At 41.6% G+C, this 12,646-nt stretch carries 10 protein-coding genes; 5 read left to right on the top strand and 5 right to left on the bottom strand.

Annotated elements, in window-relative coordinates; genetic code table 11:
- Positions 1-396 precede the first annotated feature (396 nt).
- The 3 genes from ruvB to ABJ384_RS09825 form a co-directional block, all read right to left on the bottom strand.
- Complete coding sequence (gene ruvB, locus ABJ384_RS09835; RefSeq protein WP_166167252.1) at positions 397-1,404, bottom strand: Holliday junction branch migration DNA helicase RuvB; 1,008 nt, start codon at positions 1,402-1,404, stop codon at positions 397-399.
- A gap of 253 nt (positions 1,405-1,657) precedes the next feature.
- Entirely contained in the window at positions 1,658-2,260 is a 603-nt protein-coding gene (gene ruvA, locus ABJ384_RS09830) for a Holliday junction branch migration protein RuvA (protein WP_180082692.1), read from the bottom strand.
- 122 nt (positions 2,261-2,382) lie between these two features.
- A complete protein-coding gene (locus ABJ384_RS09825; protein ID WP_180082694.1) occupies positions 2,383-3,720 on the bottom strand; it encodes a deoxyguanosinetriphosphate triphosphohydrolase in 1,338 nt (445 codons plus the stop codon).
- A 534-nt stretch (positions 3,721-4,254) separates the two neighbouring features.
- Here ABJ384_RS09825 and purL point away from each other — a divergent pair.
- From purL to ABJ384_RS09805, 4 genes are all read left to right on the top strand, one after another.
- Positions 4,255-8,091: a phosphoribosylformylglycinamidine synthase gene (gene purL / locus ABJ384_RS09820; protein ID WP_349927045.1), complete on the top strand. Its 3,837-nt coding sequence runs from the start codon at positions 4,255-4,257 to the stop codon at positions 8,089-8,091.
- A gap of 215 nt (positions 8,092-8,306) precedes the next feature.
- Complete coding sequence (locus ABJ384_RS09815) at positions 8,307-8,438, top strand: KGW motif small protein (RefSeq protein ID WP_251992217.1); 132 nt, start codon at positions 8,307-8,309, stop codon at positions 8,436-8,438.
- Positions 8,439-8,746: 308 nt separating this feature from the next.
- Entirely contained in the window at positions 8,747-9,340 is a 594-nt protein-coding gene (locus tag ABJ384_RS09810; RefSeq protein WP_349927043.1) for a hypothetical protein, read from the top strand.
- Positions 9,341-9,777: 437 nt separating this feature from the next.
- On the top strand, positions 9,778-10,095 hold the full coding sequence (locus ABJ384_RS09805; RefSeq protein ID WP_349927041.1) for an NGG1p interacting factor NIF3: 318 nt from the start codon (positions 9,778-9,780) through the stop codon (positions 10,093-10,095).
- Between the two features lie 196 nt (positions 10,096-10,291).
- Here the strand turns inward: ABJ384_RS09805 and ABJ384_RS09800 are convergent, their stop codons facing one another.
- Both ABJ384_RS09800 and ABJ384_RS09795 read right to left on the bottom strand, forming a co-directional pair.
- On the bottom strand, positions 10,292-11,053 hold the full coding sequence (locus ABJ384_RS09800; RefSeq protein WP_349927039.1) for a nitroreductase family protein: 762 nt from the start codon (positions 11,051-11,053) through the stop codon (positions 10,292-10,294).
- Positions 11,054-11,151: 98 nt separating this feature from the next.
- A complete protein-coding gene (locus tag ABJ384_RS09795; RefSeq protein WP_086196168.1) occupies positions 11,152-11,952 on the bottom strand; it encodes an enoyl-CoA hydratase-related protein in 801 nt (266 codons plus the stop codon).
- Positions 11,953-12,056: 104 nt separating this feature from the next.
- Between ABJ384_RS09795 and ABJ384_RS09790 the strand changes: the two genes are divergently transcribed.
- On the top strand, positions 12,057-12,632 hold the full coding sequence (locus ABJ384_RS09790) for a nicotinate-nicotinamide nucleotide adenylyltransferase (RefSeq protein WP_180082244.1): 576 nt from the start codon (positions 12,057-12,059) through the stop codon (positions 12,630-12,632).
- Positions 12,633-12,646: the final 14 nt, after the last annotated feature.

Below are 12,646 nucleotides of genomic sequence, written 5' to 3'. Positions count from 1 at the left end.
AAATCACATATGCATTTTTTAAATTTGTTTTTCATGGTGTTAGTTGATTCATCAAATAGCAGTTATATTCTTTGATTTTTTGCTTGATAAGAGGTTTTGAAATCCTCTTAGTTAAATTATAAAATTTTACTGCCGCAATTTTTCAATAAAATCGAAAGGGATTTGTGTGGGCGAAGTCTTACTTTTGAGAGGCCAAAATGAGGATATCAAACTATATTCTGAGTCCGCAAGAAAAGCCTTTATTACCCATACTCAACATTCTGAGCCAGTTTTAAGCACTGCTTTAAAATGCAGCGCAAGAGATGAGTAACGTGTGGCATCCTTGCCACACTCGTGTATCCAAAGCTTGCTTAAATTTAAGCTATGCGACACTAATAAACCTAAGCTATTTTTAAATTACTTATCCTTCGGCTCAGGCGGAGTCATGCCAAACTGCAAATATGCCATATTAGTAGCAATACGGCCACGTGCAGTACGCATGGTATAGCCTTGCTGAATCAGATATGGTTCAATCACATCTTCTAGCGTGCCTGAATCTTCCGCCATGGCAGCAGCCAAAGCCTCTACACCGGCAGGCCCACCATCAAAACGCTCAAGCAACATACTTAAGTAACGGCGGTCTAAAGTATCCAAGCCATCTTTATCGACATTTAGCATATCCAGTGCACGTTGTGCCATTTCCTGAGTCACTTCGCCTGTACCTTTGACTTGAGCATAGTCACGAACACGACGCAGCAAACGGTTGGCAATACGCGGTGTACCACGGGCACGACGCGCGATTTCTTTTGCACCATCATCCGTCATGGGAACGTCCATTAACGAGGCTGAACGTGAAACAATATGGGTCAGGTCTGCAACTGAATAGAACTCTAAACGCTGCACAATACCAAAACGGTCACGCAGTGGCGAGGTGAGCAAGCCTGCACGTGTCGTTGCTGCAACTAGGGTAAATGGCGGTAAATCCAGTTTGATTGAACGTGCGCCCGGGCCTTCACCAATCATGATATCAAGCTGATAATCTTCCATGGCTGGATACAGAATTTCTTCAATTACAGGAGAAAGACGATGAATTTCATCAATAAAGAGTACATCGCCTTCTTCTAAATTGGTCAGCATAGCAGCCAAATCACCGGCACGTTCCAGAACGGGACCAGAAGTCGATTTTAGATTACCGCCCATTTCGCGTGCGATAATATTGGCCAGTGTGGTTTTACCCAGACCGGGTGGGCCAAAAATAAGGGTATGGTCGAGTGCTTCGCCACGGCCACGGGCTGCGCCAATAAAGATTTCCATTTGCTCACGTACCACCGGTTGACCGATGTAGTCATCGAGGGAAGTGGGGCGAATGGCACGATCAAAATGATCTTCGGGTTTTTCAGAACCACTGATGAGACGGTCTTGCATATTAAGTCAGTTCTATTTTCGTGAATTCGATTATCGCGTTATGGTCATAAATACCACATTTAGTTGCACGGCCGCGAATGATGAAAGATATTCACTACTTTCGCGTAGGCGATGCCTTACTTTTGAAAGATCAAAAGTAACAAAAATCTTTTGTTGGATTGAGGATATGTCCTTATATCCCAATCCAACTTGGCGACATCCATGTCGCCTATCGCGTATCAAACTTAAGGATAGATCGGTTTATCTATTTGAATTACTTGTTCATCGACTTAAGCGCAGCACGGATAATATCACTTGCTTCGGTAAAGTCCGCTTTAACGGCATTAATCAGTTTTTGTGCTTCTAAAGGTTTATAACCTAATGACTGTAACGCTGCTTCAGCTTCTGCCACCGCAGAGTTACCACTAAACTGGATTTGCTCTACAGTAGAATTGCTTGGTGTCGTGCCAGCTGACATGGCTTTGAAGCGGTCACGAAGTTCAATCATCAAGCGTTCAGCTGTTTTCTTCCCAACGCCTGGGACTTTAACTAGTGTATTCACATCTTCATGCTCAACGGTATGAATCAGCATTTCTACACTTAAAGTAGATAAAATGCCGAGTGCCATTTTAGGTCCTACACCGTTGACTTTAAGCAGGGTACGGAAGATGGTTTTTTCTTGGGCATTCAGGAAACCATATAAAAGCTGAGCATCTTCACGAACGGCGAGATGCGTCCATAAGGTAACTTTCTGGCCTTTTTGTAATTGGCAAAATGTTGAAAGCGGGGTATCGATTTCATAGCCCACGCCATTTACATTTAATAATACTGTCGGTGCTTCTAGAGCCAACACCTCGCCAATAAGACATCCAATCATGTTTATTTATTCACTTATCTATCGTTGGTTGCATAGTAGTGAGCATTTGCACGAAAGGCAAAATGCTCAGGTATAATTTTTTAAATCTGGTAAAAATTTTAGCCAGCATATCTGCAACATTTTTACATCAAGCCGGCTTTATTGCCCTGTAACTCTTGCGACAGGTTATAGGCCTGATGGTCTGAGAATTTCGAAATAATATCCAGCACCTGCATAATATTTTCATAGTGATTACTTTGAAAATTGACACCGGCACGTTGCAGCATCGACATTAAGCGCTGTTCTTTAAAGCTCAAGGTTTTATGTGGTGTGGTCAGCGGAATAAAGGCATCCAGAATATTTTGCAGACTTTGATGGGCAATAATCTCTAAACCAGCCTTTTGCGGATGTTCAAAAATCTTGTCACGGGCTAAATTTTTGGCTCGTTCAATCCCCCATTCAATATCTTCAGAACAATATTGCAATAAACTGCCTTTGAGTTGTCCTGATAAAATTTCAAAGTGATGTTTGGTAAAAGCAGTGGTCACTTCATCCACAAGACGTTTCATCACCCGGCCGCGTAAAGCAGCAATTTTTTGCTGCCAGGTGGTTGGTATGGATAATTCTTCAGGCCTGCCATAATCTGCAATCAGGTCGAGGAAAACCGGTTCGACTTCTTCATAAGACAACATATTTAAAATAATGCCATCTTCCAGATCAATCAGGGCATAACAGATGTCATCCGCAGCTTCGAGTAAATAGGTCAGCGGATGACGGCAATACTGATATTCACCAAGCTGAATTAAACCGAGCTGCTCTGCAATTTGCTTGAGAGTCTCTTTTTCAGACTGGTAACAGCCAAATTTTGCCCGCTGATTGGCAGGGCGATCCCCTTGTGAGGCAATGGTTTTCGACAGCCACGGATATTTTAAATAAGCGCCTAAAGTGGCGTAAGTTAGACGCATGCCGCCATCATTGGGATGATAGTCAATTTTGGTTAGTAAACGTAAACCTTGGGCATTGCCCTCAAACTGGCGTACATCGGCCTGCTCTTCCGGGGTGAGTTTTTTTAAAAAATTGCCATGTGAAGCATCATCAAACCATTCGCGAATGGCATATTCACCGGCATGTCCAAAAGGTGGATTACCAATATCATGTGCCAGACACGCAGCCTGAATAATGGCACCGACATCGGCAGGGGAAATCCATACTGGTAGTTCATCCTTAATTTTTTCCGCTGCCAGCATGCCCAATGAACGGCCAATACATGATACTTCGAGCGAATGGGTTAAACGGGTGTGAATACCATCGTGCTGGGTCAGGGGGTGGACTTGGGTTTTACGGTTGAGCTGGCGGAAACTTTGCGAAAAGATAATGCGGTCATAATCTTTGTGAAATGGGCTACGTGCCTGTTCTGAACTTTGTTTTTTGCTACCAATACGAACTGTCGAAAGCAGTTCCAACCAACGCATTTGTTCCATTTATCGTTATTCAATGAAGAGCTGAATTCATCATGCCAAAAAAAAGTCCAAGCGACTAGAGTAGGGCGACATGATTTGTCTTTCTGATAATGCACTGAGCTGGGTACTAGTGTTTGAGCTCAATCATTTACTCAAGAGATCTCTTTCATGAATCCAATACCTGCTAAAATCTATTTTTTCTTTTGACTTTACGAACAGCTTATAGTTATTGAAAAATGATTTATGAAAGAACGCTAAGACATCAAGAATGAAAAGATGCAGAATTATGTAACACTGGCTAAAAGATACGGAATTGAGCATAAGCTGTAATATTGAAATAATATTTAGAAACAAGATAGTGCAGGCTTAAATTTATATAAGATTCAAAATTTTTATCTGAAAAATAAAATATTCTTCCATGTTCTTGAAAGAATAGATGGCACATTCGTGAATTTCTATCTAGCTGATTTTGCCAATACACAGTAGAATATGCGCTCTCTCTAAGTCACATTGGCGGTAGGGTCCAATAGACCTGCCCGTGGAGCCAAAATCAGCATGTTTATCGTGGCCGGTGCACCAGCACACTCTTCTTTTAAGAAAACTCAACTCTTAAACCGTCTCGCGTCAATGAGTTCTGTTCAATCAATTGAAAGTCAATGGATTTATCTGTTTGATCAAGCGCTCAACGAACAGCAGCATCAATCTGCATTACAATTATTAAATGATGGTGCTTCTTTTGAAGTTCGTCAGGCAGCAAGTGATGAAATTCAGATTCTTGTAACGCCACGTCTAGGCACGATTTCTCCGTGGTCTTCTAAAGCGACTGATATTTTTGCCAACTGTAATACCCCGATACACCGCCTAGAACGCGGTGTTTTGTTTACTTTAAAAGGTATTTCTGAAGTATCCAATGAAGTTAAACAGGTTTTACATGACCGTATGACTGAAAGCGTGTTCAATCATATTGATGACGCTGCGGCTTTATTTGTCGAAACTGCACCAAAACCTTTAAATAGCATTGATATTTTAGGTCAGGGTAAACAAGCGCTGGTGAAAGCCAACTCTGAATTTGGTTTTGCCTTGTCAGATGAAGAAATTGATTATTTAACCGCAGCATTTAACAAGCTGGGTCGTAACCCGCACGACATCGAATTGATGATGTTTGCTCAAGCCAACTCTGAGCATTGCCGTCATAAAATCTTCGGTTCAGAATGGACAATTGATGGTGAAAAACAGCCATTATCATTGTTCCAAATGATCAAGAACACTTATAAAGAATCTCCAACAGACGTGTTGTCAGCATATAAAGACAACGCATCTGTCATCGTGGGCTTTGACACACAGCGTTTCTATCCTAAAAAAGATAACGAAACAGGTCACCACGTTTATAAATACAAGAGCCAGGCTGCTCACATCCTGATGAAAGTGGAAACCCACAACCATCCAACAGCGATTGCACCATTTGCCGGTGCTGCGACAGGTTCAGGCGGTGAAATCCGTGATGAAGGCGCAACGGGTCGTGGTGGTAAACCGAAAGCAGGTTTAACCGGTTTCACGGTGTCTAACCTGAACATTCCAGGCTTTGAACAACCTTGGGAAGAAAACTACGGCAAACCATCGCGTATGGCATCTCCACTTCAAATCATGATTGAAGGCCCATTGGGCGGTGCTGCGTTTAACAACGAATTTGGTCGTCCTGCGTTAAACGGTTATTTCCGTACTTTCGAACAAAACGTCAATGGTGAAGTGAAAGGCTTCCACAAGCCAATCATGATTGCCGGTGGTTACGGGAACATCCGTCCTGACCATGTTGAAAAAGATGCCATCCAACCGGGCGACTTGTTAATCGTTCTTGGTGGTCCTGCAATGTTGATCGGCCTAGGTGGTGGTGCAGCATCTTCTGTAGACAGCGGTAAATTGGGTGAAAACCTGGATTTCGCTTCTGTACAACGTGAAAACCCGGAAATGGAACGTCGTTGCCAGGAAGTGATTGATGCCTGCTGGCGCATGGAAGATTTCAACCCTATCGTGTCTGTACATGACGTCGGTGCGGGCGGTATCTCAAATGCAATGCCTGAGTTGGTCAATGACCATGAATTGGGTGCAGTGCTTGATCTTCGTAAGATTCCATCACTTGAGCCAGGCATGTCTCCAATGGAAATCTGGTCGAATGAAGCACAAGAACGTTATGTTTTAGCTATTCGTCCAAGTTCTTTAAGCCTGTTTGAATCACTTTGTGCACGTGAACGTTGTCCGTTTGCAGTATTGGGTGAAGCGACTGAAGCACGTCACTTAACTGTTGAAGATCCATTGTTTGAAAACAAAGCCGTGGATATGCCAATGCAGGTGATGCTTGGCGGTACACCACGCATGAGCCGTTCATATGAAACGATTGAACGCAAAGGCGACGACTTCGATGCAGCTAAAGTCACTGATTTGAAAGATGCGATTTTCCGTGTTCTTAAAAACCCGACCGTTGCTTCTAAATCGTTCTTAATCACCATCGGTGACCGTTCGATTACCGGTATGGTTGCACGTGACCAGATGGTGGGTCCTTGGCAAGTTCCTGTAGCAGATGCTGCAGTCACTACAACCAGCCTTGTCGGTTACACTGGTGAAGCGATGGCGATGGGTGAGCGTCCACCAGTTGCGCTTTTAAACCCTGCTGCATCAGCACGTTTGGCTGTAGCTGAGTCTATTAGCAACATCATGTCTGCAAAAATCGAGCAGATTAGCGACATTAAATTGTCTGCAAACTGGATGGCGGCTGCAGGTCAACCGGGTGAAGATCAGGCATTGTTCGAAGGTGTGAAAGCCATCGGTATGGAAATGTGTCCTGCACTGGGTATTGCAATTCCTGTTGGTAAAGACTCATTGTCTATGCGTACCACCTGGAATGACGAAGGTGAAGACAAGTCTGTAACATCTCCAATGTCTGGTGTAATTACTGCATTTGCACCGGTGACTGATGTACGTCAAATATTGACCCCTGAATTGAAAAACCTAGATTCAGTACTGGTACGTATTGATCTTTCTAAAGGTCAGTTCCGCCTTGGTGGTTCGATTCTGGCTCAGGTTTATAAAGCCATTGGTTCTGTAACTCCAGATGTAGATAGTTTCGAAGATTTCAAAGCATTCTTTGCATTGGTTCAGGACTGGAATAACCGTGGTTTGATCAAGGCTTATCATGACATCGGTGATGGCGGCCTGTTAGCGACTGTTGCAGAAATGATGTTTGCTTCACGTCTGGGTGTAGCACTGGAAGATCAATCTACTGCAAGCCTGTTTGCTGAAGAAATTGGTGCTGTACTGCAAATCGCAACTAGCGATTGGGAAGCATTACAGGCAGAAATCGCTGAATCTTCACTTAAAGATGCTATCTCTATAGTAGGTAAAGTGAACAATACTGACCAATTGACTATCAATGGTCTGGTACTTGAGCGTGCTGATTTGCAAGTGGCTTGGACTGAAGTATCACATCAAATTCAACGTTTGCGTGACAACGTTGAAACTGCGGATTCTGAGTTTGCTTTAATCACTGACAAGAACCACAAAGGTATCATCGCACAGGCGACATTCGACCTGAATGAACCTGTTGAAGCGCCGTATATCAATTCACGTCGTCCAAACATGGTGATCTTGCGTGAACAGGGCGTAAACGGTCATGTTGAAATGGCTGCGGCATTCGATAAAGTCGGCTTCAACACTGTTGATGTACACATGAGCGACTTGCTTGCTGGCCGTATCAGTCTGGATGACTTTGAAGGTATTGTGGCTTGTGGCGGTTTCTCTTACGGTGACGTAATGGGCGCAGGCGGTGGCTGGGCCAAATCAGTATTGTTTAACCCTAAACTGCGTGACCAGTTCGAGAAATTCTTCCATCGTCAAGAAACCTTCTCTTTGGGTATCTGTAACGGTTGTCAAATGTTGTCGCAATTGGCTCCACTGATTCCTGGTGCGGAAAACTGGCCTCGTTTCCACCGTAACACTTCAGAAGTATTTGAAGCGCGTGCAGTGAATGTTCGTGTTGAAAAATCTCACTCTATTTTGTTAGATGGTATGGAAGGTTCGATTCTTCCAATCGCGGTAGCACATGGTGAAGGCCGTGTAGTTGCAACTGAAGACAAGATTGCTGCGTTAAATGCAGGCAATCAAGTCAGCCTGCGTTATGTAGACAGCTTGGGTAATGCTACACAGCAATATCCATTGAACCCGAATGGTTCACCAGAAGCGATTACTGGTGTGACATCTACTGATGGTCGTGCAACGATTATGATGCCGCATCCTGAACGTAATTTCCGTGCAGTTCAGCATTCATGGAAACCTGAAGAATGGACTGAAGATGGTGCATGGTTACGCATGTTCCGCAATGCACGTAAGTTCATTGGTTAATTCTGAAGTGTTTTGAAAAAAGCCACCTTCGGGTGGCTTTTTATTTTGTATCTATTTTTTATTTTTATTTCTCCCGCTGGACTTGGTTTGGATTTTGCTTTTATATTTGTGTGAAAGATGATTTGTATGTTTTATGCACAATCACGATGCAATATGGAAGAAAGATGGTTCACTAAATACAAGTTCAGGATTGAATCTCTAAGCGAGGTGACACAATGCCAAAAACTGCAATCTATACAAATGTTGATAAAGCGACTTTACGTAAGAAAGGGTGGATGTTTTTTATGGCAGTCGTAGGGCTACAAATGCTATTTTTGATTGGTAGCTATTTGCTGCAAAGTTCTTAATTTTTAGATTGAAAAAGCCACCGTGAGGTGGTTTTTTTATGGCTTCAATATTGATATGTACAGCCGAATTGATTGTGTGAAATTTTAATAAATAACGCGTAAGCAATGTTTTACTTTTGATGCATCAAAAGTAACAAAACTGCTTTGTTTGGTAGAGGATGCATCCTTGTATCCCTACCAAACGAGCGACATCCATGTCGTAAGTCATGTGATTGGATTTCAGTTTTTTATAAATAATTTTCTGAATTTTAAAATTTATTCCTTTGTTATAATGAGTTAGTTAAATTAAAAATATATGGAATAAAAAGTTGAAGGTTAAAGAAAAGAAATTAAAAATTAATATAGTTTTTGGAATTGTTGTTGGCTTAGCAGGGATTGCTTGTGGTTTGTGGCTTCTAATCTCTTTGGAGAAATTATCAGGAACTGAGTTTGTAGGTTTTAGTCTTGGATTTGCTGTGATTGGATTGATCATAGCCTTTGCAGCTGAGGTTCAAGAATTTTCAATTGCAGGAAATGGCGTCAAATTGAAAGAATTAAGGTCGGAAGCTGAAAAGACCATAGAGGAGTTAAAAGAAGCTAGAACAGAATTATTTAGAGTTTTAGTCCAAAAAAGTTATGGATCAGGTGGGTTTTGTAGTGATTGTATAGTAGATGAATGTGCTGAATCATTTTGTGAGTTAATTGAACAAATTGAAAAATTTAACTGTTTAAATAAATTAAGGTTAGATGTTGAAAAATCATTAAGATTAATATTATCTCGGCAGTACAATAACTTGTATATGCTTCATTTGCCAAATAAGAAGCATACAGATTCACTTGAAAGTTATGATAACCCTCGAGATTTAAGAATTAAAATAAGCGATGAATGTATACAGAAATATATTTCAAGGAAGTCTAATTAATTCACCATGGAAGAAGGAAGATCAGAATTAAATGATGCTATTGAAGTGTATGCAAAATTATATGCTATAAAAATTAAACTCGATAAATTAGCACCAGAATCATAGAAAAATATTTAAAATTTTGTTCTAAGTTTCATCATTAGCTTATAAAAAAACGGCCTCAATCAGCCGTTTTTATTGCTGAAATTCTAAGGTGATAATGGTGACCGAGATGAAAAGAAAAAATCGAATTTGAAGGGTTAGAACTAAACATAGAGCGTTTTTTGAGCAATGTAAAATATTGAACTGTCAGAGAAATGTCAAGAAAGGTAATAGGTAATTGTATTTAAAATTATTTTAATTTTTGATGTTCGGATAAGGTCTCAATGAAATCTGATAGAGATTAATTCAGGTTTAAGCGCTAAGATAATCCTGTCTTTATTCTGTTTATTGATAGCATGCTTAAACTGATTTATTACGTTCCAGAATCTCATCTTGAATCCACCAAAAATGCCGTGTTTCAAGCAGGAGCAGGTGGCATTGGTAATTATGAGCATTGTGCTTGGCAGGTGTTGGGGAAAGGACAGTTTAAGCCGTTAAAAGGCGCTGATCCTTTTATTGGTGAAGTGGGGGAACTGGAACAGGTGGCGGAATGGCGGGTAGAAACTATTGTGCCTGAAAATCAAGCATCCAATGTGGCAAAAGCACTCAAGGCCAGCCATCCGTATGAAGAGCCTGCGTTTGAGTTTGTTCAGACAGTAGATATAAATTATTAACGATATTTGATTTGGGAAAGGGTGATATGGATGTCACCCGCTAGCCAGAGGTTCAGGGATGAACCTTCTGGCTAGCAAAGGGTTTTGGTTACCTTACGGAATATATTCCTCACCTTTCAAAGTAACGCGTAAACGCCTACACAAATTAAAAGTGAGTTATGACAGCTTACGAGGCTGTGCCGATTTGCAATTAAAATCAAACCTTCTGAACAAACAGCTCACGATCAAAGCGATACTGCGGGAAGAACACGCCATCCGCTGCACGTTCACCGGCAGCAATCACCATGACCGGATATTGCTGATCATTCAGATTTAAAATTTTATTGACCATCGGTTCATCAAAGCCTTCCATCATGCAGCTGTCAAAGCCATAAGCACGTAAAGCTAAAACCAGGTTCTCACATGCCAAAGCCGTGGTCTTGCTTGCCCAAAGTTTTGAATCTGCCGGGTTAAAAGCAGTCACTGGCAATTGCTTGTCGAGTGTACGTACAACTTTGAAAGCCACTTTCTTAAAGTTACCTATTGCATTGAAGTAACCGGTTTTATAATTGTAGGGAATAAACTTGTAATACTTCTGCACAGCAGCAGGCACTTCCGGAAATGGAAACTCACTGATATTTTTCTTTGCCATTTCATCAATACGGTCGGTTCTTGCCACGCAGACAATCAGTTCAGCCGCAGTCTTTGCAGCCAATTGACCTAGACAGGCTTTTACCAACTGCTTTTTCTTGGCAGGGTTTTGCACCACATAAAAAGTCCAAGGCTGTAAATTGGATGAGTTCGGTGCAAGTAAAGCCAGATCTAAACATTCATCTAGTACTTCAGCAGGAATGGCTTTGTCAGTAAATTTTCGTACTGAACGACGGCTTTTTATGACTTTCTTAAAGTTTTCGACATCAATATCTTGTGGGGTTGGCTCAAAGTAGCGTTTCTTTTCAGTCTTGGCTTGGCTGGTCATGGTGTATTCCGTAACAATTTTTATTTGATGTGGGGGTAGAAATGAAAAAAACCACCAAGCAATGTAAATTACCCAGTGGTTTTTTATGTATCTTTCAATTAATTAAATTGAGCGAAATCCGGTTTACGCTTCTGCATAAATGCAGCAACAGCTTCTGCCATTTCCGGTGAGGTTACACGCTTCATAAAAATCTCGGCTTCGTTATCAATACAGTCAATAATTTCCTGCAGATTATGTTTCATTAAGGCTTTGGTTTGCTTGATCGAAGCGAGCGGCAGTGCTGCTAAAGTTTGTGCTTGTTTCAATGCAGTTGCATATACATCATCTTCAATGCTATTCACAATTCCAGCACTTAAGGCTTTGTCGCTATTAAACTTTTGTGCAGTAAACAGCAGCTCAGCCGCTTTATGGTAACCCGCTTGCTGAATCAGCAATTTGCTCGAAGCGCCTTCAGGCGATAGACCTAAGCTCACAAATGGAATCTGGAACAGGGCGGTGTTATCGCTATACACCAGGTCAGCATGCAGCAAAATCGTTACTCCAATGCCAATCGCCACACCACGAACAGCAGCAATTAACGGTTTGGAAAATTTTGCCGCAGATTTTAAAACCACAAATGGAGGCGCATCACCCGCTTTGCCTGCCAGTGGAGTTTGAATAAACTTCATGAAATCCTGCATATCGTTACCGGCACTGAAGTCGGCATCCTCACCACGTAAAATCACCACGCGAACGTCTTTATCCTGATCGGCTTCATCCAGTGCCTGGGCAATTTTTAGATACAGTTCACCGTATAACGCATTTTTAGCTTCAGGACGATGAATGGCTAAGGTCAGTACGCCATTGTCTAAATTCGCATTTAAATGTTGATGTGGTTGTTGAATACAGCTCAGTGTCATCGTACTATCCTTGCTTTAAAATTTAATTTGATTTTATGGCAGTTATTATGTCGCATATTTATTTTGGCGGCACAACTCACGAGTCATAAAAAACTTGATTTGTTATGAACTATACATTCGATTATCTGGTTTTCATTGGTCGCTTTCAGCCTTTTCATCTGGCACATATGCAAACGATTAAAATTGCATTGCAGCAAAGCCAAAAGGTGATTTTGGCCTTAGGTTCAGCACAAAATGAACGCAATATTAAAAATCCGTTTAGTGCTGCTGAACGTGAACAGATGATCTTGTCCAATTTTTCAGAAGCGGACCAGCAGCGGATCAAGTTTGTGCATGTGATTGATGTTTATGATGATCAAAAATGGCAACAACTGGTTAAATCTCTAGTAAAAGAAGTTGCTGAACCAGAAGCCAAAGTCGGTTTGATCGGTCACTTTAAAGATGAATCTTCTTATTATCTGAAGCTGTTCCCGGAGTGGGAGATGGTGGAACTTGCCAGCCTGGTCGGGGCAATTTCAGCAACGCCGCTGCGTGAAGCCTATTATCGTGGTGAAATTATCGAATCTGCTTTGCCGCTCGGCACCAGTGAGTTTTTACACAAATTTCAGAATACCTCCACTTATCAACAATTGCAGCACAAATACCTGACACAAGATAAAACCAATCTGGAACAATCTTAAGTAAGCTACTAGGT

Source organism: Acinetobacter sp. A1-4-2 (assembly GCF_040233925.1).
Taxonomy (GTDB): domain Bacteria; phylum Pseudomonadota; class Gammaproteobacteria; order Pseudomonadales; family Moraxellaceae; genus Acinetobacter.
This window is presented reverse-complemented; position numbering and strand designations above follow the sequence as displayed.

Coding starts and splice junctions, on each gene's coding strand:
- ABJ384_RS09795 (WP_086196168.1), bottom strand. CDS start 11,952: ATGACACTGAGCTGTATTCAACAACCACATCAACATTTAAATGCGAAT.
- ABJ384_RS09800 (WP_349927039.1), bottom strand. CDS start 11,053: ATGACCAGCCAAGCCAAGACTGAAAAGAAACGCTACTTTGAGCCAACC.
- ABJ384_RS09815 (WP_251992217.1), top strand. CDS start 8,307: ATGCCAAAAACTGCAATCTATACAAATGTTGATAAAGCGACTTTACGT.
- ABJ384_RS09790 (WP_180082244.1), top strand. CDS start 12,057: ATGAACTATACATTCGATTATCTGGTTTTCATTGGTCGCTTTCAGCCT.
- ABJ384_RS09825 (WP_180082694.1), bottom strand. CDS start 3,720: ATGGAACAAATGCGTTGGTTGGAACTGCTTTCGACAGTTCGTATTGGT.
- ruvA (WP_180082692.1), bottom strand. CDS start 2,260: ATGATTGGATGTCTTATTGGCGAGGTGTTGGCTCTAGAAGCACCGACA.
- ABJ384_RS09805 (WP_349927041.1), top strand. CDS start 9,778: ATGCTTAAACTGATTTATTACGTTCCAGAATCTCATCTTGAATCCACC.
- purL (WP_349927045.1), top strand. CDS start 4,255: ATGTTTATCGTGGCCGGTGCACCAGCACACTCTTCTTTTAAGAAAACT.
- ruvB (WP_166167252.1), bottom strand. CDS start 1,404: ATGCAAGACCGTCTCATCAGTGGTTCTGAAAAACCCGAAGATCATTTT.